This is a genomic window from Synechococcus sp. EJ6-Ellesmere (assembly GCF_024345875.1).
Taxonomy (GTDB): domain Bacteria; phylum Cyanobacteriota; class Cyanobacteriia; order PCC-6307; family Cyanobiaceae; genus Regnicoccus_A; species Regnicoccus_A antarcticus.
Genome location: NZ_JAGQBY010000030.1, coordinates 1 through 25,199, shown reverse-complemented (window position 1 = coordinate 25,199; position 25,199 = coordinate 1). Strand labels below are relative to the sequence as shown.

Here is a 25,199-nt window from a genome sequence, read left to right as displayed (position 1 = left end):
TCGAAGTCGTCGGTGGGCTGGCCGTCGGAGATCAGCACCAGCACCGGCGGCAGCGCCCGCTCCTCCATCGGCGGCGACTGCAGCACCGCCGCCACCAGCTCCAGCGCTTCGCCCATGGCCGTGATGCCGCCGGCCTGCAGATCCAGCCACTGCAGCTGGTGCACCTCCGTGGGTTTCTCCAGGTGCCAGGCGGCCCGGTCGGCGAAACTCACGGCCCGCACCAGCACCCGCGCCTCGGGGTTCTGGCGGGCCACCTCGGCCATCCCCGGCAACGACTGACGAATCGCCTGGTTGAGGGCCTGAATCTTGCCCTGGGCCGCCATCGAGCCGGAGCAATCGCAGATGTAGATGAAATGCAGTGGCCGGTTGGCGAGCCTGACGTTGGGGAAGGGCATCGGATCTGGGCGTGAGAGGAGGCTCAGGAGGGCAGCTCGACCGCTCCGGCCGGTGTGGTCAGCCGCACCAGTGGCGCGAGATTACAGGCTTGTCCAGGCTCCACCGCCACCCGGTTGCCGGCCCTGAGCTCGGCCTGCCAGGCCAGGCCGCTGAGGTTGCGCAGCCCCAGCAGGGCGCCATCGCTGGGATGGGCCTCCACCCGGGCCAGCGGCTGATCCAGCCGCAGGGGCAGCAGGCGGTCGAAGTGATGCGGATGCAGCTCGTTTCCGGCCGCCGCCGTTACCTGGCCGTGGGGCAGCCGCAGCCTGGTGGGTGGCGGCAGGGGGCTGCCGCAGCTCCAGCACAAGGGGGCTGGGTCGCCGGGGGCTGGGAACGTTTCCTGGCCGCAGTGGCCGCAGAGCTGACGCTGGTCGAGGGCCGCGGCCAGGGCCGTCATCCATTGGCCGGTGAGCGCCCGGCGTTGAGGGGCGTGCAGGCCGGCGCAGAAGGTCTGCTCGAACAGCTGCTTGATCGGCTCGGGATAGATCGGCCAGGTGATCAGGGCCGCCGCGTGCTCGATCGGATCGGGACGGTTGCTCGGATCGGCCGGATCGAAGATGAACAGCGGGTCTTCGCCGTAGAGCCGGCGCCGGGCGGGCTCATCCAGGCAGCGGATCGCCAGTTCCCGGCGGCCCCGCAGCGGGTCGTGGCGCGTGAGCAGGCGGAAGATCAACACCGCCAGCGAGAAGAGGTCGCTGTTGGCGCCTGGCCGGGCCTGGCCCATCAGGATCTCCGGCGCCATGAACCCCGGAGTGCCGAGCACACTGCCCAGATCCCGCCCATCCACATCCACGTTGTCGTTGTCGCAGATCAGGATGCGGCCGCTGGAGGGCTCGAGGAACAGGTTGCCCAGGGAGATGTCTTTGTAACAGAGGCCCTTGAGGTGCAGGGCATGGAAGGCCTCAGCCAGGAAAAAGCTGGCCCGCAGCACCTGGAGCAGGCCGATGGCCAGGTGGCCGCCCACGTGCTCATGGGCCCCCACGAACCCCGGCGGGCGCAGCTCCATCAGATAGCCGAAACCCGGTTCGCCGAGGCGAAGCAACGGCAAGGCACCAGGGACTGGCTTCACCAGCGCCAGGGGCCAGAGGAAGGCCTCGCTGGGGGCCGTGGCGCGGATGCTCTCGCCCAGGCGCCGTTTCAGGTGGGGATCGCGGGCGATGCACGCCGGCAGGTACCACTTCAGGGCCAGCCGCTCGCCGGTCACCTCCACCTCGAACACCTGGCCCTGGGTGCCGCCCCCGAGCCCGCGAATCACCCGCAGCGGGCTGGAGATCCCCTCCAGATCAAGGCTGGCGCCTTCCGGCAGGATCCAGGTCACGGAGGGCTGGCTTGGGGTCTCAGGCTTCCAGACTCTGGCCGATGGCCTTGCGGATCCCGATGCGGCGGGAGAGGGCCGTGAGCCGGTTGGCGAAGCTGCGGCGCTGGGCGCGGCCATCACGCAGCACCACGGTGAGGGTGTGCTCCTTGCGGGAGCCCAGCAGGATCCAGCCGGCCAGGGCCACCACTTCAAGGGGCCAGAACAGGACCGGGAACGGCAGCAGCAGCAGTCCGCCCAGGCAAAGCAGCAGCCACCAGCTGAAGATGTGGGGATGGCGGGGCAGGCTCTGCACGGTGGCCGATCGGATCTGATCCAGGGCGATCTGCTGGCCGCCGATGTCGAGGTGGCTCACCACCGGCGCCACGGGCTGGGGCGCTGCAGCCGCCCGGACCAGTGGCTTGGCAGCGGGGACCGGAGCGGTGAGTTCGAAGATCAGCACCGGACCGCTGAGTCCCAGCCGGATCTCATCGCCATCGGCCAGGGGCCTGCATTGCCGGAGGCGGTCCCCCTGCAGAAAGGTGCCGTCGGCGCTCTGCCAGTCGCACACCACCCAGCTCTGATGGCTGCTGGAGTGGCGAACAACGGCGTGATGGGGCGAGACCCCGGCCTGCTCGGGCATGCAGAGGCGGTTGTTGCGCTCACGCCCGATGGTCAGGGGCCGGGCCGGATCCAGCCGGGCCACCTTGCCCGGCTGATCCCGCAACCGCAGCTGGGCTGGTGACGGGGTCATGGGTTTCCGCGGCGGCGGCGCCACCAAAGGTGCCAGTCGTCCTGGAGGTCGCTCCACCAGCCGCCATCGCCCGTGCGCTGCGGGGTGACCCTGCCGGGAAAGAGCAGGGCCTTGCTGGCCAGCAGCAGGGCCACCAGCACCATGACAAGCAGAACCCAGCCCGGGATGGCCCCCACCCAGGTGGCGGCAAAGCTGGCCCGGATCGCATAGAGCCCGATCGTGATGGCCAGCCAGAGCCTGAAGGGCTCCCAGGGATCGCGCTGGCGCAGCACGGGGCGGGAGATCGCTGCGCGTAGCGTATCTCCGGGCACGCCTGTTCATCCCCGCATGGTCGAGCGCTCCGCTCCTGAGAGTGCCTGTGAGCAGGTCTCGGGCTCCAGCAATGAGTCCAGCACTGTGCCCAGCACTGAAAGCAGCACTGAGCCGCCGCTGGCCGGTGGTCGTCGAGGGACCTGGCGGCGTTTTCTGACCGCCTGGAGCCGTGGCGGCCCCGATGGGCGACCCGCCGCCATCCGCTCGGCCTGGGGCCAGCTGCTGGAGCGCCAGGCCGTGGCGGAGCTTTGGCTGGGGCAGCGGCGGGTCAGCCGCACCGTGCTGGGTGAGGGCCGCTACCGCATCGGCCGGGATCCAGCCTGTGAGTTGCCGATCGAGGCGGGGAGCCTCAGCCGCGTGCACGCGATTCTGGAGAAGCCGCGCCCCCGAGAGCGCGATTTCGCCCTCGAAGACTTCAACTCCGCCAACGGGCTCTTCCACCGCGACCGCCGCATCCGCGCCATTCGCCTGCGCCACGGCGATCAGGTGCAGCTGGGTTCGCCGCTCAAGGGCTCGGCTCCGCGCCTGCGTTATCTGCACCCCCGCAGCCCGTTGGAGCAGGCGCTGCACCTGCTGGGCCTGGGCAGCCTGCTGGGGTCGGGGCTGCTGGTGGGGGGACTGCTGCTGGCCTCCTCCGTTGGTGGCGGCTCGCGCATTCGCCTGATCTCAGGCCCCGTGAAGATCGTCTCGGCCTCGGGGCAGCAGATCGACGCCAGGGAGGGCTCCGCCACCGCTCTGCCTTCCCTGCAGGCTTATCCCCTGCATCTGCGTCAGGCGCTGCTGGCCTCTGAGGAGGCGCGCTTCGGCTGGAACAGCGGCATCGACCTGTTCGGCACCCTGCGCTCGGTTCTGCTGGGCAGCGGCGGTGGCAGTGGTCTCACCCAGCAGGTGGCCCGCATTTACTACCCAGAAGTGGGCACCGACTACAGCCTCAGCCGCAAGCTGCGGGAGTTGTGGGTGGCCCTGCAGCTGGAGGTGGGCTACAGCAAGAACCAGATCCTCAAGATGTATCTCGACCGGGCCCATCTGGGCCTCGGCACCGATGGCTTCGAGCAGGCTTCCAGGCTCTACTTCCGCAAGTCGGCCAGTGATCTGGATGTTGGTCAGGCGGCCTTCCTGGTGGGCCTGCTGCCCAGCCCCAATGGCTACAGCCCCTGCAATACCAAGGATCCCACCGCCGGCCGCGAGCGCCGCGATCTGGTGCTCAAGCTCATGCATGAGCAGGGGTACCTGCGTGATCAGCAGCTGATCGATGCCCAGCGGCGGCCCCTGAACATCGATCCCTCGGCCTGCCGCGAGTCCAGCTTCTCCAGCTATCCCTTCTTCAGCGACTACGTGCTCGGAGAGCTGGAGGGCACCCGTTTCGGCCTCAACCTCTCGGAGAAGGCTTCAGGCGGCAATTACTACGTGGTGAGCACGATCGATCCGAAGCTGCAGCAGCTCGCCCAGCAGCAGTTGCAGCGCTTCCTGGAGGGGCCGGCCGCGCGGGTAGGGCTCACCCAGGGGGCCCTGATCTCCCTTGATTTCCGCAGCGGCAAGATTCTGGCCTATGTCGGCGGCGGCGATTACTCCCGCTCCAGTTTCGACCGGGTTCAGGCCATGCGCCAGCCCGGCTCCACCTTCAAGCTCTTCCCCTATCTGGCGGCACTCGAGGCAGGCACCAGCCTTGAGCAGCCCATCTCCTGCGCCCCCCTGGCCTACGTGGCGGGCTGTCGCCATGGCGCCGCCGGAGGCAGCATCAGCGTGGCCAGGGGCTTCGCTGATTCCGAGAACGTGGTGGCCCTGCGCCTGGCGGAGAGCGCGGGCCTGAAACAGGTGGTGCGCAAGGCCCGCCAGCTGGGGATCAGCACCCCTCTCGACGCCGACTTCAACACCATGCTCGGCGGCCGCGAAACCCTGCTCTACGAGATGGCCCGGGCCTACGCGGTGGTGGCCAACGGGGGGCGCAGCGTACCGATGCATGGTGTGAGCAAGATCTACGACCTGGGCATCTGCCGCTCGATCTACAGCCTCGCCTCCTGCCCGGAGCGGGGGGTGACGACCCCCATCGGTGAGCAGCCGCGTCTGCCGCTGCGTGAGGAAGATGCCGCGGCGCTGGACGAGCTGCTGGCGGGGCTGGTGCACAGAGGCACGTGACGGGCCGCTGCGGCGGTGGCCGATGCCCGAGGCAAGACCGGCACCACCGACAACGGCGTGGATGTGCTCTTCATCGGCTACTCCCCGGCGCTGGAGATCCTCACCGCCATCTGGATGGGCAACGACGACAACCGGCCGGCGCAGGCGGCCAGCGGTGCCCTGGTGGCCGAGCTCTGGGGGAGGTACATGGCCGCGATCGGGGCGGGGCGCCAGACCTGAGGCCAGCCCCTGGAGCCGTGCCTGATCAGCCCGCTCAGCCCCCAGCTCCCCTCGACTTCAGAACCAGCTGCAGCAGCGTCTCCAACCGGTTGAACACCGCCCAGGCCACCCCGAGCACCAGGCCCCACCACCACTGGCTGCTCAGCAAGCGGTCGAGAGGACGACTGTTGTCGTCCTCGCTCTGGCGGGGCAGCTGCCAGCCCAGCTGCAGGGCGCCATACACCAGCAGCAGCACCCAGGTGGGAATGTCGATCGGACCCAGGCTGAAGGACAGGGCACGCCAGCGCAGCAGGCTCGAGGCAGCCGCCAGGCCGATCAGGGCGCTCACCGCCCCGGCGGCTCCATCCCAGCGGCGTTCCATGGTGCGCCGCTCCGCCAGCAGCAGGGCCAGAGCTGTGGTGGCCAGGCTGGTGAGCACATAGCGCAGCACCACATCGGGCAGCGGCAGCGGTGAGGGAGCCCGCAGGATCAGCAGCAGCAGCGCCACGTTCACGACCGCTTCGAGATGGTTGTGATGAATCCATGGGGCAGTGATCCAGCGCCAGGCCTGGCGGGGCTCGGTGGCATCGGCCTGCTCCAGGGGCCACTGGCGCCGCGCCCGCTTCAGGGGGCCGAGGCTGAGGGCCTGAAGCAGCGCCAGGGCGAGCGCCAGCACAAGCCAGCCCTGCCAGTTCCACGACTTGAACAGCCAGTGGTCGAGTTCGCCGCTGAGCCAGCGCAGCACCAGAGCAGCGCCCGCCGCCAGGGCCAGGCCCGGGCCCATGGCTTGCAGCGAGTGCCACAGCGACTGCCCTGGCGGCCGCAGAGCGTCAGGGGTGACCGGTGCTGCCGGAGCGCCTGTCTCAGCATTGGCCCCAGGGCCCTGAGGCCTGGAGACCGCCACACCCGTGGCGGCCTCCAGCAGATCGAGCAGTTCGTCCAGCACCGCCGGGGCGTAGGTGCTCCCCAGCTGCTCGGCCAGGAGCTGTACGGAGGTGCTGCGGCCGGCCCCGCTCTCCTGGAGGGCCCGCAGCAGTAAGGGCTGGTCCGCCAGGTCGCGCACGGGCCCCTTGAGGCGCTCCTCGGCCCCGAGCAGATCGACCAGCCGGTTGGCGATGGCCCTGCCGTTGCTAAGTCCCGGGTTGCCGGCCTCCTGCCAGGCCCGCAGCTGCAGGCCGAGCTCCCGTCCCTTGCCCCTCACCGCTCCACCAGGGTGGCGTCGGCGTCGAACCGTGCCGCGGCGGCTTCGCTGGCCTCGCAGTTGAACAGGGCCACCGTCAGCTGTGGGGAGAGGGTGAAGGTGGTCATCCCTGCCGCCGCCAGGCGGCTGAGGTCGCTGGTGGCCCGCAGGCTGGCCACCAGCAGCCGCAGGCTCGAGCCGCTGCGGTCAACGCACTGCTGCATCGTGATCAGCTCCTGGTGGCCATCCCGGCCCTGATCCTGGATGCGGCCCAGGTAGGGGGCGATGTAGCGAGCGCCGAGGGCTGCGGCCACCAGTACCTGGGGTGCCTCGTAGCAGGCGGTGAAGGTGAGCGGGATGCCCTGGGCGATCAGCTTCACGCCCGCAACAGTGCCGACCCTGGTGAGCGGGACCTTGATGGTGATCCTCCCAGGGGCCAGCTCAGCGAGGCCCAGGGCGCAATCCAACAGCGCCTCAGGCTCACGTCCCCAGGCCTGCAGGTGCAGCTCCTGGCAGCCGAGATCGAGGGCCCGTTGGCTGAGGGATCGCAATTCAAAAATGCGGCAGACCTGGCCGGCCTGCCGCAGCAGCGTGGGGTTGGTGGTGATGCCGTGGAACAAACCACTGGGCATCAATTCCTCCCAAACGAGAGGATCAGCCGAGTCGAGGAAGAAACGCAGGCTCATGGAGAGCCCCGCGGCCTCAGTTGGCGCGGGTGGCCTGGAGCCTCGCGCGGGAACGCGCCAGGTCCTGCTGGGCCTTCACCTTCTCGGTACTGGGGGGCTGACCTTCAAAGCCAGCTGCCATCTGCTCGGCGACCTCCAACTCTCGCTCGGCCTTGCCGGCATCGATGCGCGAGCCGAGCTCGGCGCCGTTGACCAGAACGGTGACCTCATTGGCCTCGACTTCGGCAAAGCCACCCATCAGGGCGATGCTGGTCCAGTCCTTGCCGGACCGGAGGCGCATCACGCCTACATCAAGAGCCGTGAGCATGGAGACGTGGCCGGTGAGGATGCCCACCTGACCGGAGGTGCTGGGCAGGATCACCTCATCGGCAGTGCCGTCAAAGACACTCTGGTCGGGGGCCAGAACACGCAGGTTGAGAGTCATGGGGGCGAGTGCTCAGGAAGCGGATGGGATGGTGAAACTCAGCCCTTCTTGGCTTCGGAGGCAATTTTCTGAGCCTTCGCCTTGACCTGGTCGATCGTGCCCACCAGATAGAAGGCCTGCTCGGGGAGATCGTCGAGCTCGCCAGCAAGGATCATGTTGAAGCCCTTGATGGTTTCCTCCAGCTTCACGTATTCGCCCGGCTGTCCGGTGAAGATCTCGGCCACGAAGAAGGGCTGGGAGAGGAACTTCTCGATTTTCCGGGCCCGGTCCACCGTGCGGCGGTCGTCTTCGGAGAGCTCGTCGAGGCCGAGAATCGCGATGATGTCCTGCAGCTCCTTGTAGCGCTGAAGGGTGCTCTGCACGGCCCGGGCCGTGCGGTAGTGCTCATCACCCACCACCGAGGGCTGGAGCATGGTGCTGGTGGAATCGAGGGGATCCACGGCGGGGTAGATGCCCTTGGAGGCCAGGCCACGGCTGAGCACCGTGGTCGCGTCGAGGTGGGCGAAGGTGGTGGCAGGAGCCGGGTCGGTGAGGTCGTCGGCAGGCACGTAGACGGCCTGAATCGAGGTGATTGAGCCCTCCAGGGTTGAGGTGATGCGCTCCTGCAGTTCCCCCACGTCGGTGCCGAGAGTGGGCTGGTAGCCCACGGCGGAGGGCATGCGGCCCAGGAGGGCACTCACTTCGGAGCCGGCCTGCACGAAGCGGAAGATGTTGTCGATGAACAGCAGCACGTCCTGCTTGTTCACGTCGCGGAAATGCTCGGCCATGGTGAGCGCCGAGAGGCCCACCCGCATGCGGGCGCCGGGGGGCTCGTTCATCTGCCCGTAGCAGAGCGCCACCTTCGACTTGCTGAGGTCCTCCGAGTTGATCACTCCGGACTCCTTGAATTCCTCGTAGAGATCGTTGCCTTCGCGGGTGCGCTCACCCACCCCACCGAAGACCGACACACCGCCGTGCTCCTTGGCGATGTTGTTGATCAGTTCCTGGATCAGTACGGTCTTGCCGACGCCGGCGCCACCGAACAGGCCGACCTTGCCGCCCTGGCGGTAAGGGGCCAGCAGGTCGATCACCTTGATGCCGGTTTCGAAGACCTTGGGCTTGGTTTCCAGCTCGGTGAGCTTGGGTGGATCGCGGTGAATCGAGGCGGTGAGATTGGTCGTGACGGCATCGCGTTCGTCGACCGGCTCCCCGAGCACGTTAAGAATGCGGCCAAGCGTTGCTTCACCTACGGGCACGGAGATGGGAGCGCCGGTGTCGAGGGCTTCCATGCCGCGGACCAGACCGTCGGTGGTGCTCATCGAGACGGCGCGGACCCGGTGATCACCCAGCAGTTGCTGCACTTCGGCAGTGAGAGCTACGTGCTGTCCGGCTGAGTTCCGGCCTTCGATGCGCAGGGCGTTGAAAATCCTGGGAAGCTTGCCTGCAGGAAATTCAACGTCCAGTACAGGACCGATCACCTGGCGGACAATGCCCTTGGTGCCGGTGGAGGCGCCGGAGGTTGCGGGTGCAGCAGCCATAGGTCAAGAAAAGGTTCGCGCAGCGGGTGCCCCCCGCCTTAAGCGGCGCAACCTTACCACTCCAGTCAGCCGCTCTACCCGTGGACCGCGCCGCCGCAGGGCTGCTGGCAACCGGTGGCGGCTGTTCGGTGACCCGCACATGGATCGGATTGTCGCCCCGCAAGGGCTCCGCCTAGGTTGGCAGTCGACGGGCCCGAGTGCCAACTCCCCGTTGTCGTGGCGCCGCAGGCGTCACTTTGTCGCTTTTGCATGGATCCATGGCTGCTGTTTCTCTGAGCGTTTCCACGGTTAAACCCCTTGGAGACCGCGTGTTCATCAAGGTGTCCGATTCGGACGAAAAAACTGCTGGCGGCATCCTCCTGCCCGACACCGCCCAGGAAAAGCCCCAGGTGGGTGAGGTGGTGCAGGTCGGCCCCGGCAAGCGCAGTGACGACGGGACCCGCCAGGCTCCTGAAGTGAGCGTGGGCGACAAGGTCCTCTACAGCAAGTACGCCGGCACCGACATCAAGCTCGGCGGCAACGAGTTCGTTCTCCTCTCGGAGAAAGACATCCTCGCCATCGTCAACTGATCACCGCTGCTGATCGGGGAAGTCAGGCCATCCGCAACTCGGCCGCTTGCTTGCCCTTCGCTTCATTTTCGTTCCCTTAGAAAAGAGATCATTTCTCCATGGCCAAGCGCATCATTTACAACGAGAACGCCCGCAGGGCCCTCGAAAAAGGCATCGACATCCTGGCTGAGGCCGTTGCCGTCACCCTCGGCCCCAAAGGCCGCAACGTGGTGCTCGAGAAGAAGTTCGGCGCTCCCCAGATCATCAACGACGGCGTCACGATCGCCAAGGAGATCGAACTCGAGGACCACATCGAGAACACTGGCGTTGCCCTGATCCGTCAGGCCGCCTCCAAGACCAACGACGCCGCTGGTGATGGCACCACCACCGCCACCGTCCTGGCTCATGCCATGGTCAAGGCTGGACTGCGCAACGTGGCTGCCGGCGCCAATGCCATCACCCTGAAGAAGGGCATCGACAAGGCCTCCGACTTCCTCGTCAAGAAGATCGAGGAGCACGCCAAGCCGATCTCCGACTCCAACGCCATCGCCCAGGTGGGCACCATCTCCGCCGGCAACGACGAAGAAGTGGGCCGGATGATCGCTGACGCGATGGACAAGGTCGGCAAGGAAGGCGTGATCTCCCTGGAAGAAGGGAAGTCGATGACCACCGAGCTGGAGGTCACCGAGGGCATGCGCTTCGACAAGGGCTACATCTCGCCTTACTTCGCCACCGACACCGAGCGGATGGAAGCGGTGCTCGAGGAGCCCTACATCCTGCTCACCGACAAGAAGATCGGTCTGGTGCAGGATCTGGTGCCCGTGCTCGAGCAGATTGCCCGCACCGGGAAGCCCCTGCTGATCATCGCCGAGGACATCGAGAAGGAAGCCCTCGCCACCCTGGTGGTGAACCGCCTGCGCGGCGTGCTCAACGTGGCGGCCGTCAAGGCTCCCGGCTTCGGTGACCGCCGCTAGGCCATGCTCGAGGACATCGCCGTTCTCACCAACGGTCAGCTGATCACTGAGGACGCCGGCCTCAAGCTGGAGAACACCAAACTGGAGATGCTGGGCACCGCCCGCCGCATCACCATCAACAAGGACACCACCACCATCGTGGCCGAAGGCAACGAGGCGGCGGTGAAGGCCCGCTGCGAGCAGATTCGCAAGCAGATGGACGAAACCGACTCCTCCTACGACAAGGAGAAGCTGCAGGAGCGTCTGGCCAAGCTGAGCGGCGGTGTGGCCGTGGTCAAGGTGGGTGCCGCCACCGAGACCGAGATGAAGGACAAGAAGCTGCGCCTGGAAGATGCCATCAACGCCACCAAGGCGGCTGTTGAGGAAGGCATCGTTCCTGGTGGTGGCACCACCCTCGCCCACCTGGCGCCGGCCCTGGAAGAGTGGGCGGCCGCCAACCTCACAGGCGAGGAGCTGATCGGCGCCACCATCGTGGCCTCCGCCCTCACCGCTCCGCTGAAGCGCATCGCTGAGAACGCCGGCGTCAACGGCGCCGTCGTGGCTGAGCATGTCAAGGGCATGCCCTTCAACGAGGGCTACAACGCTGCCACCGGCGAGTATGTCGACATGCTGGCCGCCGGCATCGTCGCCCCCGCCAGGGTGACCCGTTCGGGGCTGCAGAATGCCGCCTCGATCGCCGGCATGGTGCTCACCCCCGAGTGCATCGTGGCCGACATGCCCGAGAAGAAGGAAGCAGCTCCCGCCGGTGGCGGCGGCATGGGCGGCGACTTCGACTACTGATCCTCGCCGGCGGAGCGCTCACAACGCTCCGCCATCAGGGTCCATTCAGCGGGAGGGGGGCATGGCCTCCCTCCTTTTTCATGCTGATCCGAGTGTTTCTGCTGATCAGGCCTGGTGCCTGGGCTTCAGCCGGCCTTGAACTCCAGGGCCACGCCGTTGTTGCAGTAGCGCTTGCCTGTGGGCCTGGGGCCGTCATTGAAGACGTGGCCCTGGTGACCACCGCAACGGCTGCAGTGGTACTCGGTGCGGGGCACCAGCAGTTTGAAGTCGGTTTTGGTGGCGACGGCTTCGGGGAGGGGCTGAAAGAAACTGGGCCAGCCGGTGCCGCTGTCGAATTTCGCCGAGGAGCTGAACAGGGGCAGGCGGCAGCCAGCGCACAGGAATGTGCCCTTGCGCTTCTCGTTGTTGAGGGGGCTGGTGAACGGTCGTTCGGTTCCTTCGCGCCGCAGCACGTCGTAGGCGGCCGGGCTCAGACGCTTGCGCCATTCACTGTCACTCAGCTGCCAGCTGGGATCAGCGGCCTTCGAGGCCGCCTCGGCCTTGGCACCACCCCAGAGCGAGCCAAGCAGAACGGCGAAGGAGGCGAGCAGTCCGCGGCGTTTGATCGGATCCACAGGAAGGAACGGAGACGAAGGGGACGCCAACTGGAAGCCTGGCCTGAAGCGGCAAGCTCAGCGCAACCAGCCGGCGCTGAGCACGACAGCCAGGCCGAGAAACAGCCCCAGCAGGGTCCAGCTGATGCGGTTGAGGGTATCTTCAGCGCTCCTGGCGCTGCTGAACATTGAACCGCCGCTGCTGGCCAGCCCGCCCATGCCATCCCCCTTGGGGCTGTGCAGGAGCACGCTGCCGATCAGCAGCAAGCCGACGGCAGACCAGATCCAGGAGAGAACGGTGGTAAGCATCCTTACAACCTAACGAACCGCTCAGACCTGAAGGGCTTCGGCAAAGGCGGCTTTGGGGCTCGCCAGATCCAGTGGCTCCACCAGGGAGCTGCCCGTCATGCTCGACGGCTGGGGCAGTCCCAGGATCTGCAGCAGGGTGGGGGCGATATCGGCCAGACCGCCGCCCTGGCGCAGCTGGGGAGCGGCCCCGTGGCCCCCGATCTTGCGCTTTTCACCTTCCACCAGGATCACCGGCACCGGGTTGGTGGTGTGAGCGGTCCACGGGCGACCATCCTCCCCTTCCATCAGCTCGGCATTGCCATGGTCTGCGGTGATCAGCACTGTGCCGCCCAGACGGTTGGTGGCTTCCACCAGGCGGCCGACGCAGTGGTCCACGGTGGTGATCGCCTGCTGGGTGGCGTCCATCCGGCCGGTGTGGCCCACCATGTCGGGGTTGGCGTAATTGATCACCACCAGGGAATACACCCCCTTGTTGAGAAAGGCGATGCAGTTGTCTGTGAGTTGGTCGGCCGCCATGGCTGGTGCCTGGTCGTAGGTGGCGACGCGCGGGGATGGAACGAGATGGCGATCCTCGCCGGGAAAGGGCTGCTCGATGCCGCCGTTGAGGAAGTAAGTGACGTGGGGATACTTCTCGGTTTCGGCGGTGCGCAGCTGGCGCAGGCCGTGGGCGGAGACCACCTGGCCAAGCAGCCCATCAAGGGATTCGGGTGGGAACGCCACCGCCACGGGCAGCCCCAGCTCGTACTGGGTGAAGGTGACCACATGCAGGGGGCTGATGCGCTTGCGCTCGAACTGATCGAAGTCGTCGAGCACCAGGGAGCGGATCAGCTGGCGAACCCGATCGGGCCTGAAGTTGAAGCAGATCAACCCGTCGCCGGGCTTGAGCGAGCCCGGGGCGAGGCGCAGGGGTTCGAGGAATTCGTCGTTGATGCCTTCGGCGTAGGCCGCATGGATCGCCTCCTGGAAGGAGAGAGAGGTGATCTCGCCGTCCTCGCTCAGCAGGCGGTAGGCCTTCTCGGTGCGCTCCCAGCGGTTGTCCCGGTCCATGGCCCAGTAACGGCCGCAGATGGTGCTGATCCGCCCAACCCCGGCCGCTTCCACCTGGGCTTCGATGCACTCCAGGTAGGGGATGGCGCTCTGGGGTGGCGTGTCACGGCCGTCGGTGATCACATGGATGCAGACGTCGCTGAGGCCGCGGGAGGCGGCCCATTGCAGCAGGCCACCGAGATGATCGATGTGGCTGTGCACGCCGCCATCGGAGCCGAGCCCGAGCAGATGCAGGGTGCCTCCGTCGCGGAGCAGCCGGTCGGCCAGCTCGTTGAGAGCTGGATTGGCTGCCAGGCTGCCGTCGCGCACGGCCTTGCCGATCCGCACCAGCTCCTGGCGGATGATCCGGCCGGAGCCGATCGTGAGATGGCCCACTTCGGAGTTGCCCATCTGCCCGTCAGGAAGCCCCACATCTCCGCCGCTCGCCTGGATCAGGGTGTGGGGATACACCTCCCAGAGGGCATCCATCACCGGGGTGCTGGCCCCCTGGACCGCGTTGTGGCGGGCTTCCTCCCGAAATCCCCAGCCATCAAGAATGGCCAGGACCACGGGAGCGATTGAGCCATCATGACCAAGACCCGAAGCTGACTCCCGGCCGGAAGAAAGGGTTGGAGATCCGGAGGTGGAAATTGCGCTCACCCTGACTTCCCGAATGGTCGTTCAAGCGTCTTCCCTGATCAACTTACTCCTGAAGGTCGTTGAACCAGGCCGCAGTCTGGGGCCGTCAGCTTTTGGGAACATTCCCGGCTTCATACGATGGAGCCACCCATTTCGGTTCCTTGTGAACATGTCCACGGCGCCGTCACCCGATCAACGGCGGGTCGAGATCCTCTCGGCCGACGATCTCGCCCGTACGGTGCGCCGCCTTGCCTCCCAGGTGCTCGAGGGAGTTGTCGACAGCCGCCAGTTGCTCCTGCTGGGCATCCCGACCCGTGGGGTCGCCCTGGCCCGGGTGCTGGCCCAGCAACTTGAGGAGCTCTGTGGTCACCCGATCGACCAGGGCAGTCTTGATCCAACCTTCCACCGTGATGACCTGGAGCGGGTCGGCACCCGCCTGGTGGAAGCCACCCACCTGCCCTCCGACATCGAAGGGCGCCAGCTTGTGCTGGTGGATGACGTGATCTTCACCGGACGCACGGTGCGGGCGGCGCTCGATGCCCTGCACACCTGGGGGCGTCCCGATCTGGTGCGGCTGCTGGTGATGGTCGACCGTGGCCACCGGGAACTGCCGATTCAGCCCGATTTCTGTGGCCGCCTGGTGCCTACCAGCCGCCACGAATCGATCGAGCTCTGCCTCCGTCAGACCGACGGGGAAGACGGTGTGTTCCTGATCCGCGCCGATTGAGCTGGGTTCCCCAGCACCAGCGTTCCTGGCCTGGCCTCTCAGCCCACGGCTTCAAGTTCATCGGGGCGGAAGTGGGCACGGAAGCGACCGAACGCCACGATCACCGGCAGGGTTGGGCTGATCGGCTTGCCCTTCCAGTCGTCGAGGACCTGCAGCACTTCACCCTGCTGTCCCAGAAGATCAAAGGCCTTGCCGCGGTGCTCCGGGTGGGTGTAGACGACCACGCTCTGGCTGACCTTGACCTGTTCTCCGGGCTTCATGCGCAGGGGACCCTGTGGAAGGACCAATCCTGTCATGGGCCTCAGGGCTGAGGGTGGCGCTGGGGGCCTTCAGCGTCGGCAGGTGGTCTCCGGACCCGACTCCACCACCCGTCCGCCCAGTTCAGCGCAGGCCTTGGTGAAGGCGGTCCACTCGTCGACGCCCGTGGCCAGCTGGCGTTGGACGGCAGCATCGAGGCTGGCGATGGGGACGCTGTCGATCGGCTGATCACCGTGGCTGTGGTGCTCCTGTTCCTTGCTCTTGAGCCCGACGATGGCCTGATCCACCTGCTCGCGCAGGGGCGCCGTGGCCGTGGTCCACCAGGGGTGGTCGATCCGGTTGAGGGCATCGAGGGCTTCCCACCAGCGCTTCTCAGCCACGAGTTTCAGGGCCCGCTGCTGTTGCAGCTGGTTGCGCGACCAGAACTCACGCAGGTTGTCGCCGAGGGCGGAGCCGTCGGGCCGGTGATGCTCTCCCATCGGCTTGAGCAGCGCGAGGGCCCCTTCCAGGTCTCCCTGCTGGAAACGGGAGAGGGCCCGGTTCTTGAGGTCCTGCTGCCAGGCCAGCAGCTGCTGCCGGTCGGCCTCGGTGCCCGCGACTGAATTGGCCAGCAGCAGTTGCAGCTTGAGGGCCTCCTCCGGCTTCTGCTGCCGCCAGAGCTGTTCAGCCTTGGACCTGCGGCAGCGGCCCTGCTCCGCCGGTGCTCGCCCGCTCAACCAGCGCAGGGAGGCCAGCTGGTCGCTGTAGCGGATGCAGTCATCGAAGCGCCCCTCGTTCGCGGCCCGCTCCAGCCGGCGCGGCAACTGGGATTCCCACCACCAGGCACCTCCAACCGCGGCAGCCACCAGGCCGAGGGTGAGAGCCAGCCAGAAGCGCGGAAGCCTGTGGCGGCGGATGGCCAAGAGGAACAGTCAATTCTGTTTGTCTGTTCTATGAACAGAGGGGGCCTGGAAGCACGGAAAGGGGGCAGCCGCCGCGTCGTCCACTGCTGCTGGACCGGCAGCATTGTCCCCGTTGCACCGGCTGAACCATCAGCGCACTGGACCAAGCACCCTGGGGGCTCGCAGGGTGCCGACGAGCAGATCTTCACTTTCGAGCAGCAATTGCCCCTCGGCATTGATGCTGAAGCGGAGCCGCAGCCGGTCGATCCCGCAGCTGCCGGGAGGGTCGAGGATCACAGGGGGCGGCTGAACGCTCCAGGGCTCAGTTCGGGCTTCACCAGCGGGCCGCTGCCGCACCTGGGGAAGGCCGTCGATGAAGACCACCTCGCTGCGTTCCTCCTCGATCGGCTCACCGAGCACCAGTTCCAGGCTGCTCTGCCCATCGCGGCTGCAGCTGAGCACCATTTCCAGGGGCTGGTCGGTGGGCCAGCTCTGGCCGGCGAGAAAGAGGGGATACCAGCGGTGTTCCCCGCCGCGCTGATCCCAGCAGCGCAGTGACACACCCCGGGCCAGCACGTCCTTGAGCCGCACCCCCGGCGTGAGGGCAAGGGCCCCGAGGGCCACCGCTTCCACCGGCCGCTGGTCGCGCAGGGGGATGGAGCCGCAGCGCTCAGCCAGCCAGTGGCGGATGCTGGGCAGACGGCTGGTGCCCCCCACCGGCAGCACCGCATCGATCTGCTCGCGGTCCAGTCCTTTCGCCCGCGCCGCCGCCAGCACCCGTTCCAGCAGGTCGTCGAGCAACTGCAGCAGCCCCCGTTCGCGCAGCAGCCGGTCAAGCTGAGTTCGATCAAGACGCAGGGCGCGGCTGCCGGCTCCCGCCGAGCTCCAGATGCCTGTCACCTCCTCGGCCTCGCTCAGGCCGCACTTGAGCCGCTCGCTGATCTCCAGCAGGCCTGGGTCAGCCCCCAGGTCCGGGGCGAGGCTCGCGGCGATCCAGCGGTCGATGTCGCGGCCCCCGAGGGCGGCACCTGCCTTGCCGATCACCTCCGCGCAGCGCAGGGCCTGGCGTCCCCCATCGAGCTCCCGGCCGCCGAAGCGCAGCAACTGGGCAATCGGTGCCGCCCGTCCCTCACCCCCCTGGAGGGCCACGAGCGAGAGGTCGATCGTGCCGCCGCCCAGATCCACCACCAGCACCCGGCTGCCCGCCGGCAAGCCCGCCCCGATGGCGGCCGCGGTGGGTTCATCCACCAGGGCCACCTCCTCCACGGGAATCTGGCTGCTGAGCTGCTGCAGCCACTGGCGGTATCCCCGATACCCCTCGATCGGGGCGGCGAGCACCAGGCGGGTGGGCAGCACTCCCGTGGGCAAGGCCTGCCACAACCGGGTGATCAGCAGGCTGCCGGCCTGCTCTGGCGTGAGCGGTTCGCCGCTGGAGCCTGTGGCAGTCGCCGCAGCCGGGTCGGGTTGGCCTGCGAGGGCTCCGATCCTGCGTTTGAAGTCGTGGCAGAGGCCTTCGCCGCCGGCAGCGGCCAGGCCCGCATCGAGTACCTGGCGGCCGATCAGGGGCTGATCGCTCTGGGGGCTGGCGAGCCAGATCAGGCTGGGGACCACACAGGGATCGTCGCTGCTGAAGGGCGGAATGGCGATCAGCTCCGGCGGTCCGCCCGCGCTGGGTTGAAAGGCCAGCACCGTGGTGCTGCTGCCCAGGTCGATCGCCAGGGTGCCGGTCACGGCCATGGATGGGGGGCAGTGGCGAAGGGACCTGATGAGGCGCAGCTTGTCTGAAGGGGCCGGGGCCCAGGCGGGGGCTGAACTAAGGTGGTGGAAATGGGTTCGTTTCGATGTATACCGGTCCGACTGTTCATCCCAAGGAGCTGGCCCAGCGGGCTGAAAGTCTGATCGGTCAGTCGACCAATCGTTACCTCACCACGGTTCGTATCGCCTTTCGCGCCAAGCAGCGCCGCTTCGATGATTTTGATGGCCTGCTTGAAGACTCGATGGTGAAGCCCGTGCAGCGGGCGATCGTCGAGCTCAGCGACGAGCAGGACCAGCCCGATCTGCTGCCCGGCTGATCCTTGACCCCCAGCGGGTACAGCGCCGAAGCAGAGGGTTGGAGGCTGGTCTGGGATCCGTCCAAGGCCTCCTTTCCGTTGCTCATCGGCGGAGCCGACTGGGCGGTTGAGCTCACTGCGGCCGAAGGCAGCAGCCTGCGTTCCGGCCTCCTCAGGCTGCTGGAGCAACTCGGCGCCATCGCCGATCAGCTGATGAACGAGGAAATGATCAGCCTCGAGCTGGAGAGCGGCGGCTGGTGGCTGGGCCTTGATGGCGAACCGGGCCACTGGCACCTGCGTTGCATCCTGATCCCTGCTCCGGGGCTGAGGGGATGGGAGGGCGCCTGGGCGCCGGGAGCTGGTCTTGAGCTGGCGCGGGCTCTGGAGCCCTTGCCCCTGTGAGACAGGCCGCGGGATTGCGGAGCGATCAGCACTGCTGATTGACAGGCTCCTCCCCAGTCACGGCTCCGTCACGCCAGTCTTTTGCACAGCTTTTCCACAGGTTCAGGCTCGGCGATCCCGCTGGCGGCACACATCTGGGGAGAACTCGGCGTTGGTGAGCTCTCCCCTTGACAGGGCCCTTGTTCGGCTTCAAGGCCATCCCCCGCCGGAGCTGCAGGCGGGCCGTGCTCCTGCGCCGCAGCCAGTCTCAGGGTTGGAAGGAGCGTCCGCCCGGCTGGGTCACCGATTTGACGCGGCCCCGGCGTTGTGGAGAAGTGGATGACATCACCAGCTCAATCCGTCTATGGACATCGCCCCGGTCATGACCGCTTCCACCACTGCGGCCGCCCAGGTCTCCCAGGCTGAGCCCGACACCGGTGTGGTGAGCTTCCGGGCTGATGTCCCCGAGGCCCTGCTCACCTCGATGGCTCAGTTCATCGATGCCCACCCCAACTGGGACCAGTACCGCCTGATCCAGGCGGCTCTGGCGGGCTTTCTTGTGCAGAACGGTGTCCAAAGCCGGGCCGTCACCCGTTGCTACGTGGCCAACATGTTCCAGCGGGCGGCAGAAGGGAGACCTGATCAGACGGCGCCGCCCAGGCTTCCCCGGTGTTCGGCGTCAACGATCCCCTGGTAGCCGGCGGTCAGGCTGCACAGGGCCAGGGGCCAGGTCACCAGCAGCCCCGCAGCCAGGGGCCAGGCGATCAGCAGGGCCAGTCCCAGGGGGAGCAGCACAATCAGGACCAGGCTGAGGCTCAGGGCCAGCAGCTCCCAGCCATGGGATGGCACCAGGATCCGCCCATGGCGGAAGGTGGCCACCGGGGAGAGGCCACCGGCCACGGCCAGCGGCAGGTGAAAGATCTGCGTCACGAACAGGGCCACCAGCAGGGTGCCGCCGATCAGCAGCGGCACCAGAGCCAGCAGCGGGTGGATCAGGCTCACCAGCCCGGCCGCCAGCCCGGCCGTGGCCAGGATCAGCAGGTTCAGCAGCAGCAGCAGCAGCAGCGCCCCCAGCAGGCGGCCCATGGCGGCGGTCTGCCAGCGGACCAGCTCGGCCAGCTGGGGCGTTCGCCCGTCCAGGGCAATCCAGGCACCCCGCAGCAGCCCCACGTTCAGCCAGAGAAGGCTCCCCACGCTCAGCACCAACCCCGCCAGCACCAGGCCGATCGAAACCGTCACGGGTTCCTCCCCAACGGCCAGGGCATCACTGGCCCGGTTCTGCACCGCCTGGCCCAGCAGTTGGGCGCTGCCGCCGATCAGCGTGAAACCGCTGAACAGCCAGGGGGCGCGCAGGTAGGCCCTGCGTCCCTGCCTCAGCCAGCCCCGCACCGCCTGGATCGCAGCGAGGCCCTCCCGGATGCCATCCGCCAGCCGGGCCCCGCGTCCTCGGGGCTCAGGGTTCATCGGCTGGGATCCAGCAGCTTCAGCAGCCGCAGGGCCGTGGCCTCGGGGACCGGCAGGATCGAGAGGCGATTGCCCCGGCGCACCACAGGCAGCTCCTGCTCATCGAAGGTGCTGCGCAGCTCCTCCAGGCTGAGCAGCTGGGGATAGGTGCGCCGGTAGGCCAGTCGGACGCAGTCCCAGCGGGGCGCTTCTGGGGTTGATGCCGCATCGAAGTACTTCGATGCCGGATCGAACTGGCTGGGATCGATCAGTCCCGTTTCGATCACCTCCATCAGGCCGATGATGCCAGGGAGCTTGGTGTTGGAGTGGTAGAAAAAGGCCTGATCACCGATCGCCATGCTGCGCATGAAATTGCGCGCCTGGTAATTGCGGATGCCATCCCAGAGGGTGTTGCCCTCGCGCTCGAGATGGCTGATGCCATACACATCCGGCTCACTTTTCATCAACCAGTAAGCCATCTCGCCTTGGGGAGCCCTGCTGGGCTGGTGGGTCAGGGAATCTTGATTGTATCGAGCGGGTTTGTGTCGGTTGGGTTGGCCGGAGCGCTCCCCCTGCCCTAGACAGCACCAGGAACAACCTGGCGAGACGATTGTGATGGGCCTGTCCTCTGCACCCAAGCCCACCCTTCAGTCGGCCTGGAACCTGTTCGTGGTCCACTGGCGCACCTACCTGGCCCTGCAGCTCACGGTGCTGGCCCTGGCGCTGGTCTCGGTGGCGGTCAGTCTGCTCATCACCGTGATCGCGGTGGCGGTGACCGCCGGTGTCTCGGCTGATCTGCGCGAGAGCGTGACCCAGCTGGTGTCGTCGCTGCTGAACCTGCCCTTCTCGATCCTGTATCAGGTGGTGGCGGGACTGATCGGGGTGCTCCTGTCCGCTCTGCCGGCTCTCTGGTTCGCCACGGGCCACCATCCGAGCTATCGGGAAGGTCTGGCCCTGCTGCGCGCCAACCCCCGCCGCTACGTACTCGCGGGGCTGCTGGTCTCCGTCTCTGCCGGGCTCGGCATTCTGCTCTGCGTGATTCCTGGCCTGATCGTGATGGCGCTCACCCCCATCTACGTGCGGCGGGTGTTCACCAGCGAGGAACCGATCTGGCCTGCCTTCCGGACCTGCTTCAACGATCTCTTCTCCAGCCCCCACAGCTGGGGACTGGTGGGCTATGAGCTGCTTTCGGCTTTGCTGATCGCCATCTCTGCTCTGTTCTGCCTGCTGCCCCTGCTGGTGACCGTTCCCCTGGCGGCGATCTTCATCCAGCAGTACCTGGCCGCCTGGGAGATCGGAGGGCCGCCGTCGCCGACGGATGAGGCCTCCACTGCGCTCCTGTGAACGAGGCGGGGATCAGCAAGGCTGTTCAGAGGGCGGCCACCAGGGTGCGGAAATGCTCCCCCCGGGCCTCGAAATCCTTGTACTGATCAAAGCTGGCGCAGGCCGGCGAGAGCAGAACCGTGGGACAGCCGAGGCGGCGGGCCAGCTCCCGGGCCAGGGGAACCGCCTCAGCCTGGCCTTCCACCAGCTCCACCGTGCCCGCATAGCCGCTGCCGCTCAGCAGGGCGGCGAAGGCTTCCCTTGCCGCGCCGAACAGGACCACAGCCGCCGCCTGGCGCCCGAGGGCTTCGAGCCATGCCTCCGGGTCGCCCTGTTTGATCTCACCTCCAGCCAGGACCACCATCGGTCCCTCCACAGCCGTGATCCCCACTTCGGCGGCGTCGTAGTTGGTGGCCTTGCTGTCGTTGAACCAGCGCACACCATCCAGCAGGCGGATCTGCTCAAGCCGATGGGGCACTCCGGGAAAGCTGCGCAGGGCGGCCTCGATCACGGCGGGCTCCAGCCCCAGCTTGAGCGCGGTGGCGGCAGCCAGCACCATGTTCTGACGGTTGTGGGCCCCGGGCAGGGCCAGGGCGGCGGCAGAGAAGAGGGGGCCTGAGGCTGCCATCACCATCCCGCCGTCGATCCAGAGAAAGGGCTGCAGGCCGGCGCCCAGCAGCCGGCGGGGGCCGGCGGTGACCCAGGTGGCTCGGTCCCAGCTGCCGGCATGGGCGCGCAGATCGGCATCGTCGGCGTTGAGGAGTTGCTCCCCGCAGTTCTGCAGCAGGCTGCGCTTGATCGCCCGGTACGCCTCCAGCGTTCCGTGCCGCTCGAGATGGTCGGGTGTGAGCGTGGTCCAGAGGCCCAGGCGTGGTGCCAGCTCCGCTGACGACTCGATCTGATAGCTGCTCAGCTCCACCACCAGCCAGTCGGGAGGAGTGGCTCCAGCCTCGCGGCGCTCGATCAGCAACTCGGCGGCCGAAATCCCGACATTGCCCACCATCGGCGCGTCGAGCCCGGCGTGGTTGAGGATGTGACTGAGCAGATGGGTGACGGTGGTCTTGCCGTTGGTGCCGGTGATGCCGATCCAGGGGATCTCGTTGCTGGCCTCCCAGGCCACCGACATCTCGCCGCAGACCCGGACGCCCCGTTCCCTCAGGGCCTTCAGCACCGGATGATCCCAGCGGATGCCTGGGCTCACCACCACCCGGTCGGTCCCCGGCTGGAGCTGGGCGAAGGATTCGGACGCCAGGGATTGCCCCAGCTCCACCTCCACTCCCCCCGCGCGCAGGTCCTCGGCCTGCTGCTCCAGCTCGGGGTTGCGGCGGCTCTCCAGCACCAGCACGCGCTGGCCGCTGGCCTTGAGCAGACGGGCGGCACCGCTGCCGGAACGTCCCAGACCAATCACCACCGCCAGTGGGTGTGACGTGCTGGGCATCCTGAACTCCTAAGGCAGAGGATTCAGTGGGCGATACTGGAATCGAACCAGTGACTCCTACCGTGTCAAGGTAGTGCTCTACCTCTGAGCTAATCGCCCGGGTTCGGGAATAAAGATTCCCGTCGGTGCGACCCTGGATCAACGCAGCCTCAGCGGCGCCATCAAGATCGAAGCAGGCAACCTAGCAGTCGGCCTGCCGTCACTCAGTGGCGTTGAAGTTCCAGGCGCCAGCGCTGACGCTTGGTGGGTTGGATCGAGAGCACCGTCAGCTCGCCGCGGTTCTCGAGCTGAATGCGATCCCCGGTTTTGAGGTCGCGGCTGGGGGTGGTCACGGGCTGCCAGTTCACGCGGGCAGCCCCCCGGCGAACCAGGTCGGCCATGCGGCTGCGGGAGAGCCCGAACCCGGCCGAGGCCACCGCGTCCAGGCGCAGGGAGGCTTCCACGGTGGCCAGCTGGCGTGGTTGGGGCCTGGTGGGAGGTTGCAGCTGATCGAGACCCCTGGCCTCCAGCTTCACCTCCACGCTGCGCACCCGGGCCGTGGTGCCCCCCAGTCGGGCGGCCAGCTGGGGGTCCACGATCACCTGGGCGCCCCGGTCGCCACGCAGCCAGAGATCACCCAGCTCCCCGTCGAGGGCGCCAGCCGCCAGTAGGCCGGCGCGGACATCGCCCGGCTCGGCTGGATCGAAGAGGAAGTTGCCGCTGACCTCCAGGCCGGCCAGGGGCGCCGTCGGCGGGGTTGATCCCGCAGCCAGATCGCGGCGCAGCAGCAGCAGCCGGCAGCGTTCGGCCTGGGGCCTGCCGCCCTCGGCCTCCAGGTGCAGCTCGCTGAGGCTGCCCAGTCGCTCCATCGCCTCCTCCCAGGCCACGGCAGAGAGGAACCCCGACCAGTGGGGCTGCCAGTCGCGCAGGGCCTGGTCGGCCAGGACGATCAAGGGCTCGAGGGCGGCTGGATCGCGGCTGCCGCGCAGCAGGTCGCCGCCGGGGGGCGTGCGGCTCATCCTTCGCCCAGGCGCACCACCGCCTGGGGGCCGGCCTGCTGAATCAGCAGCCAGGGAATCTCCTCCCCTGGGCTGCTCTCCACCAGCAGCAGCCAGCTGCCTTCCTCAAGCCTGTTGCGCAGGCTGCGGATGCGGTCGTCGGCCTCGGAGCGGACGCTGGCGGCGGCGGCGTAGCTGCCCATCCAGCCCGAGCCCATGCCGAGGATCCCGCCGATCACGGGTTCGCCGTAGGTCCCGGCGAAGGAAAAGGTGTGAAGGTCGGTGATGAAGGTGAACATCAGACCGGCGAAGAAACCGAACGGCATCAGCCAGCGCACCATGCTGCGCTGTCGCCGCTGCCGGGCCAGGGCCGGGTTGAGCAGCTCGACGGAATCGATGCTGCTTTCTCCTTCCCCCAGGGCCACCAAGACCCTTGGGGCGGGCTTGAGTTCAGTGAGCTGATCGCGCAACCGCTGCAGCTTGCGCCGGTCCTTCATCACCACCACCACCGACAGTCCCAAGACCGAGCGCCACAAAGGCCCGATTCTCGGCGTTGGCGGGGGGCGCCGTGGCCACCGCTCACTACACTTCACCCCCGGCAGAGTCTGGAATTCTCCAGACCCCCTCTCTCTCCGTCCCGGGTCATGACAAAGGTTCTGGTTTCTGATCCCATCGACCAGACGGGAATCGACATCCTCTCCCAGGTGGCGCAGGTGGATGTGCGAACCGGGTTGCCCCCGGAGCAGTTGCAGCAGATCATCGGTGACTACGACGCCCTGATGATCCGCTCCGGCACCCAGGTCACCGCCGCCATCATCGAGGCCGCCACCCGTTTGAAGATCATCGGCCGCGCGGGTGTCGGCGTCGACAACGTCGATGTGGAGGCCGCCACCCAGCGGGGTGTGCTGGTGGTGAACTCCCCGGAGGGCAACACGATCGCGGCCGCTGAACATGCGCTGGCGATGATGCTGGCCCTCTCCAGGCATGTGCCCCAGGCCCACGTCAGCACCATGGCCGGAGGCTGGGAGCGCAAGAAGTACGTCGGCAACGAGCTCTACAAGAAGAAGCTCGGCGTGGTGGGGCTTGGCAAGATCGGCTCCCACGTGGCCCGCGTCGCCAAGGCCATGGGCATGGAGGTGCTGGCCTACGACCCTTACATCTCCGCCGAGCGCGCCCAGGTGCTGCAGGTGCGCCTGATGGCGATCGGTCCCCTGTTCGCCGAAGCTGATTTCATCAGCCTGCACCTGCCTCGCACCCCCGACACCGAGAACCTGGTGAACGCGGAGCTGCTGGCCACGATGAAGCCGACGGCACGGCTGGTGAACTGTGCCCGGGGCGGCATCGTCGATGAGAAGGCCCTGGCCGAGGCCGTCAGCTCCGGCACCATCGCCGGCGCCGCCCTCGATGTCTACGGCAACGAACCCCTGGAGGTCGACTCACCGCTGCGCAAGGTGGGCGACCGTTTGATCCTCACGCCCCACCTGGGCGCCTCCACCGAAGAAGCCCAGGAGAATGTGTCGGTCGATGTGGCCGAGCAGATCCGCGACGTGCTGCTGGGGCTTCCCGCCCGCAGTGCCGTGAACATCCCCGGCCTGACCCCGGAGGTGATGGAGCGGCTCAAGCCCCACCTGCAGCTGGCCGAAACGCTCGGGCTGCTGCTCAGCCAGCTGGCTGGAGGCTCGATCCAGGACCTCGAAGTGCGGCTCCAGGGTGAATTCGCCCACCATCCCTCGCAGCCGCTTGTGGTGGCCGTTCTCATGGGCCTGCTCTCGAGCGCTTTCGGCGATCGCGTCTTTTATGTGAATGCCGGCATCGAAGCCCGCAGTCGTGGCATCCACGTGCTCGAGGTCAAAGACGCTGCCAGCCGCGACTTCGCCGGCGTCTCCCTTCAGCTCACCTGCCGCGGCGGCAACGG

General features: G+C 67.4%; 28 protein-coding genes, 1 tRNA gene and 1 pseudogene. 10 read left to right on the top strand and 20 right to left on the bottom strand.

Annotated elements, in window-relative coordinates; all coding sequences use genetic code 11:
- From KBY78_RS05100 to KBY78_RS05085, 4 genes are all read right to left on the bottom strand, one after another.
- A partial coding sequence (locus tag KBY78_RS05100; protein ID WP_399215349.1) for a VWA domain-containing protein occupies positions 1-395 on the bottom strand: 395 nt, incomplete at its 3' end.
- 23 nt (positions 396-418) lie between these two features.
- Positions 419-1,753 (bottom strand): protein kinase domain-containing protein, encoded by a 1,335-nt coding sequence (locus KBY78_RS05095; RefSeq protein WP_255142671.1) that lies wholly within the window; start codon positions 1,751-1,753, stop codon positions 419-421.
- A gap of 19 nt (positions 1,754-1,772) precedes the next feature.
- Positions 1,773-2,483 (bottom strand): FHA domain-containing protein, encoded by a 711-nt coding sequence (locus KBY78_RS05090; RefSeq protein ID WP_255142670.1) that lies wholly within the window; start codon positions 2,481-2,483, stop codon positions 1,773-1,775.
- Positions 2,480-2,794: a hypothetical protein gene (locus KBY78_RS05085; RefSeq protein ID WP_255142669.1), complete on the bottom strand. Its 315-nt coding sequence runs from the start codon at positions 2,792-2,794 to the stop codon at positions 2,480-2,482. The genes KBY78_RS05090 and KBY78_RS05085 overlap by 4 nt, the downstream gene beginning before the upstream one ends.
- A 16-nt stretch (positions 2,795-2,810) precedes the next feature.
- On the opposite strand from KBY78_RS05085, the gene KBY78_RS05080 reads away from it, so the two are divergent.
- Together KBY78_RS05080 and KBY78_RS05075 are read left to right on the top strand one after the other, a co-directional pair.
- On the top strand, positions 2,811-4,931 hold the full coding sequence (locus tag KBY78_RS05080) for a transglycosylase domain-containing protein (RefSeq protein WP_255142668.1): 2,121 nt from the start codon (positions 2,811-2,813) through the stop codon (positions 4,929-4,931).
- A 15-nt stretch (positions 4,932-4,946) separates the two neighbouring features.
- Positions 4,947-5,150, top strand: a complete 204-nt coding sequence (locus tag KBY78_RS05075) for a hypothetical protein (protein ID WP_255142667.1) — start codon at positions 4,947-4,949, stop codon at positions 5,148-5,150.
- Positions 5,151-5,184: 34 nt separating this feature from the next.
- Here the strand turns inward: KBY78_RS05075 and KBY78_RS05070 are convergent, their stop codons facing one another.
- From KBY78_RS05070 to atpD, 4 genes are read right to left on the bottom strand one after another with little or no spacing between them, the layout of a single operon-like run.
- Entirely contained in the window at positions 5,185-6,330 is a 1,146-nt protein-coding gene (locus tag KBY78_RS05070; RefSeq protein ID WP_255142666.1) for a rhomboid family intramembrane serine protease, read from the bottom strand.
- Positions 6,327-6,995: a transaldolase family protein gene (locus KBY78_RS05065; protein WP_255142665.1), complete on the bottom strand. Its 669-nt coding sequence runs from the start codon at positions 6,993-6,995 to the stop codon at positions 6,327-6,329. The genes KBY78_RS05070 and KBY78_RS05065 overlap by 4 nt, the downstream gene beginning before the upstream one ends.
- Before the next feature lie 16 nt (positions 6,996-7,011).
- A complete protein-coding gene (gene atpC, locus KBY78_RS05060) occupies positions 7,012-7,419 on the bottom strand; it encodes an ATP synthase F1 subunit epsilon (RefSeq protein WP_255142664.1) in 408 nt (135 codons plus the stop codon).
- Positions 7,420-7,457: 38 nt separating this feature from the next.
- The gene (gene atpD, locus KBY78_RS05055) at positions 7,458-8,936 is read right to left on the bottom strand and encodes a F0F1 ATP synthase subunit beta (RefSeq protein ID WP_255142663.1); all 1,479 of its coding nucleotides are present in this window, start codon (positions 8,934-8,936) and stop codon (positions 7,458-7,460) included.
- 257 nt (positions 8,937-9,193) lie between these two features.
- Between atpD and groES the strand changes: the two genes are divergently transcribed.
- Both groES and groL read left to right on the top strand, forming a co-directional pair.
- A complete protein-coding gene (gene groES, locus KBY78_RS05050) occupies positions 9,194-9,505 on the top strand; it encodes a co-chaperone GroES (protein ID WP_006171952.1) in 312 nt (103 codons plus the stop codon).
- Between the two features lie 98 nt (positions 9,506-9,603).
- Positions 9,604-11,238 (top strand): annotated as a pseudogene (gene groL / locus KBY78_RS05045) (chaperonin GroEL).
- 125 nt (positions 11,239-11,363) lie between these two features.
- Here groL and msrB read toward each other — a convergent pair.
- The 3 genes from msrB to gpmI are packed head-to-tail and all read right to left on the bottom strand — an operon-like array spanning position 11,364 to position 13,736.
- Positions 11,364-11,852 (bottom strand): peptide-methionine (R)-S-oxide reductase MsrB, encoded by a 489-nt coding sequence (msrB, locus tag KBY78_RS05040; RefSeq protein WP_399215344.1) that lies wholly within the window; start codon positions 11,850-11,852, stop codon positions 11,364-11,366.
- Between the two features lie 57 nt (positions 11,853-11,909).
- Complete coding sequence (gene secG, locus KBY78_RS05035; protein WP_006171949.1) at positions 11,910-12,140, bottom strand: preprotein translocase subunit SecG; 231 nt, start codon at positions 12,138-12,140, stop codon at positions 11,910-11,912.
- Between the two features lie 21 nt (positions 12,141-12,161).
- Positions 12,162-13,736 carry a 2,3-bisphosphoglycerate-independent phosphoglycerate mutase gene (gene gpmI, locus KBY78_RS05030; RefSeq protein WP_255142662.1) on the bottom strand — a complete coding sequence of 525 codons (1,575 nt, stop codon included), beginning with the start codon at positions 13,734-13,736 and terminating at the stop codon, positions 12,162-12,164.
- A gap of 238 nt (positions 13,737-13,974) precedes the next feature.
- Here gpmI and pyrR point away from each other — a divergent pair, with 238 nt between their 5' ends.
- Complete coding sequence (pyrR, locus tag KBY78_RS05025) at positions 13,975-14,532, top strand: bifunctional pyr operon transcriptional regulator/uracil phosphoribosyltransferase PyrR (RefSeq protein ID WP_255142661.1); 558 nt, start codon at positions 13,975-13,977, stop codon at positions 14,530-14,532.
- 38 nt (positions 14,533-14,570) lie between these two features.
- Here the strand turns inward: pyrR and KBY78_RS05020 are convergent, their stop codons facing one another.
- From KBY78_RS05020 to KBY78_RS05010, 3 genes are all read right to left on the bottom strand, one after another.
- Positions 14,571-14,792 (bottom strand): ferredoxin-thioredoxin reductase variable chain, encoded by a 222-nt coding sequence (locus tag KBY78_RS05020; protein WP_006171946.1) that lies wholly within the window; start codon positions 14,790-14,792, stop codon positions 14,571-14,573.
- Positions 14,793-14,861: 69 nt separating this feature from the next.
- Entirely contained in the window at positions 14,862-15,692 is an 831-nt protein-coding gene (locus tag KBY78_RS05015) for a hypothetical protein (protein ID WP_255142660.1), read from the bottom strand.
- Positions 15,693-15,821: 129 nt separating this feature from the next.
- On the bottom strand, positions 15,822-17,408 hold the full coding sequence (locus KBY78_RS05010) for an Hsp70 family protein (protein WP_255142659.1): 1,587 nt from the start codon (positions 17,406-17,408) through the stop codon (positions 15,822-15,824).
- Between the two features lie 104 nt (positions 17,409-17,512).
- Here KBY78_RS05010 and KBY78_RS05005 point away from each other — a divergent pair, with 104 nt between their 5' ends.
- The 3 genes from KBY78_RS05005 to KBY78_RS04995 all read left to right on the top strand — a co-directional run bounded on the left by KBY78_RS05005 (position 17,513) and on the right by KBY78_RS04995 (position 18,800).
- Positions 17,513-17,743 carry a DNA-directed RNA polymerase subunit omega gene (locus tag KBY78_RS05005; protein ID WP_006171943.1) on the top strand — a complete coding sequence of 77 codons (231 nt, stop codon included), beginning with the start codon at positions 17,513-17,515 and terminating at the stop codon, positions 17,741-17,743.
- A 3-nt stretch (positions 17,744-17,746) separates the two neighbouring features.
- Positions 17,747-18,124: a DUF1818 family protein gene (locus tag KBY78_RS05000; RefSeq protein ID WP_006171942.1), complete on the top strand. Its 378-nt coding sequence runs from the start codon at positions 17,747-17,749 to the stop codon at positions 18,122-18,124.
- A gap of 361 nt (positions 18,125-18,485) precedes the next feature.
- Entirely contained in the window at positions 18,486-18,800 is a 315-nt protein-coding gene (locus KBY78_RS04995; RefSeq protein WP_255142657.1) for a DUF2811 domain-containing protein, read from the top strand.
- On the opposite strand, the gene KBY78_RS04990 is transcribed toward KBY78_RS04995, so the two are convergent.
- Together KBY78_RS04990 and KBY78_RS04985 are read right to left on the bottom strand one after the other, a co-directional pair.
- Entirely contained in the window at positions 18,746-19,567 is an 822-nt protein-coding gene (locus KBY78_RS04990) for a hypothetical protein (protein WP_255142656.1), read from the bottom strand. The two genes, KBY78_RS04995 and KBY78_RS04990, sit on opposite strands and share 55 nt — an antisense overlap.
- Positions 19,564-20,025 carry an EVE domain-containing protein gene (locus tag KBY78_RS04985; protein WP_255142655.1) on the bottom strand — a complete coding sequence of 154 codons (462 nt, stop codon included), beginning with the start codon at positions 20,023-20,025 and terminating at the stop codon, positions 19,564-19,566. The genes KBY78_RS04990 and KBY78_RS04985 overlap by 4 nt, the downstream gene beginning before the upstream one ends.
- A 136-nt stretch (positions 20,026-20,161) precedes the next feature.
- Here KBY78_RS04985 and KBY78_RS04980 point away from each other — a divergent pair, with 136 nt between their 5' ends.
- Positions 20,162-20,890 (top strand): hypothetical protein, encoded by a 729-nt coding sequence (locus tag KBY78_RS04980; RefSeq protein WP_255142654.1) that lies wholly within the window; start codon positions 20,162-20,164, stop codon positions 20,888-20,890.
- A 25-nt stretch (positions 20,891-20,915) separates the two neighbouring features.
- Here KBY78_RS04980 and murD read toward each other — a convergent pair whose 3' ends face one another.
- From murD to KBY78_RS04960, 4 genes are all read right to left on the bottom strand, one after another.
- Entirely contained in the window at positions 20,916-22,307 is a 1,392-nt protein-coding gene (murD, locus tag KBY78_RS04975) for a UDP-N-acetylmuramoyl-L-alanine--D-glutamate ligase (RefSeq protein WP_255142653.1), read from the bottom strand.
- A gap of 27 nt (positions 22,308-22,334) precedes the next feature.
- Positions 22,335-22,406 (bottom strand) — tRNA-Val (locus tag KBY78_RS04970).
- Positions 22,407-22,510: 104 nt separating this feature from the next.
- On the bottom strand, positions 22,511-23,305 hold the full coding sequence (locus tag KBY78_RS04965; protein WP_255142652.1) for a photosystem II S4 domain protein: 795 nt from the start codon (positions 23,303-23,305) through the stop codon (positions 22,511-22,513).
- A complete protein-coding gene (locus KBY78_RS04960; protein ID WP_198005160.1) occupies positions 23,302-23,805 on the bottom strand; it encodes a hypothetical protein in 504 nt (167 codons plus the stop codon). The genes KBY78_RS04965 and KBY78_RS04960 overlap by 4 nt, the downstream gene beginning before the upstream one ends.
- A 123-nt stretch (positions 23,806-23,928) precedes the next feature.
- Between KBY78_RS04960 and serA the strand changes: the two genes are divergently transcribed.
- Positions 23,929-25,199 (top strand): phosphoglycerate dehydrogenase (gene serA, locus KBY78_RS04955; protein WP_255142651.1); only part of this gene is annotated, 1,271 nt, incomplete at its 3' end.

What these genes read in the sequence shown, in the direction of transcription:
- KBY78_RS05090 (WP_255142670.1), bottom strand. Translation starts at nt 2,483, where the DNA reads ATGACCCCGTCACCAGCCCAGCTGCGGTTGCGGGATCAGCCGGGCAAG.
- KBY78_RS05080 (WP_255142668.1), top strand. Translation starts at nt 2,811, where the DNA reads ATGGTCGAGCGCTCCGCTCCTGAGAGTGCCTGTGAGCAGGTCTCGGGC.
- KBY78_RS05065 (WP_255142665.1), bottom strand. Translation starts at nt 6,995, where the DNA reads ATGAGCCTGCGTTTCTTCCTCGACTCGGCTGATCCTCTCGTTTGGGAG.
- atpC (WP_255142664.1), bottom strand. Translation starts at nt 7,419, where the DNA reads ATGACTCTCAACCTGCGTGTTCTGGCCCCCGACCAGAGTGTCTTTGAC.
- atpD (WP_255142663.1), bottom strand. Translation starts at nt 8,936, where the DNA reads ATGGCTGCTGCACCCGCAACCTCCGGCGCCTCCACCGGCACCAAGGGC.
- groES (WP_006171952.1), top strand. Translation starts at nt 9,194, where the DNA reads ATGGCTGCTGTTTCTCTGAGCGTTTCCACGGTTAAACCCCTTGGAGAC.
- secG (WP_006171949.1), bottom strand. Translation starts at nt 12,140, where the DNA reads ATGCTTACCACCGTTCTCTCCTGGATCTGGTCTGCCGTCGGCTTGCTG.
- pyrR (WP_255142661.1), top strand. Translation starts at nt 13,975, where the DNA reads ATGTCCACGGCGCCGTCACCCGATCAACGGCGGGTCGAGATCCTCTCG.
- KBY78_RS05020 (WP_006171946.1), bottom strand. Translation starts at nt 14,792, where the DNA reads ATGAAGCCCGGAGAACAGGTCAAGGTCAGCCAGAGCGTGGTCGTCTAC.
- KBY78_RS05010 (WP_255142659.1), bottom strand. Translation starts at nt 17,408, where the DNA reads ATGGCCGTGACCGGCACCCTGGCGATCGACCTGGGCAGCAGCACCACG.
- KBY78_RS05005 (WP_006171943.1), top strand. Translation starts at nt 17,513, where the DNA reads ATGTATACCGGTCCGACTGTTCATCCCAAGGAGCTGGCCCAGCGGGCT.
- KBY78_RS04995 (WP_255142657.1), top strand. Translation starts at nt 18,486, where the DNA reads ATGACCGCTTCCACCACTGCGGCCGCCCAGGTCTCCCAGGCTGAGCCC.
- KBY78_RS04990 (WP_255142656.1), bottom strand. Translation starts at nt 19,567, where the DNA reads ATGAACCCTGAGCCCCGAGGACGCGGGGCCCGGCTGGCGGATGGCATC.
- KBY78_RS04985 (WP_255142655.1), bottom strand. Translation starts at nt 20,025, where the DNA reads ATGGCTTACTGGTTGATGAAAAGTGAGCCGGATGTGTATGGCATCAGC.
- KBY78_RS04980 (WP_255142654.1), top strand. Translation starts at nt 20,162, where the DNA reads ATGGGCCTGTCCTCTGCACCCAAGCCCACCCTTCAGTCGGCCTGGAAC.
- murD (WP_255142653.1), bottom strand. Translation starts at nt 22,307, where the DNA reads ATGCCCAGCACGTCACACCCACTGGCGGTGGTGATTGGTCTGGGACGT.
- KBY78_RS04965 (WP_255142652.1), bottom strand. Translation starts at nt 23,305, where the DNA reads ATGAGCCGCACGCCCCCCGGCGGCGACCTGCTGCGCGGCAGCCGCGAT.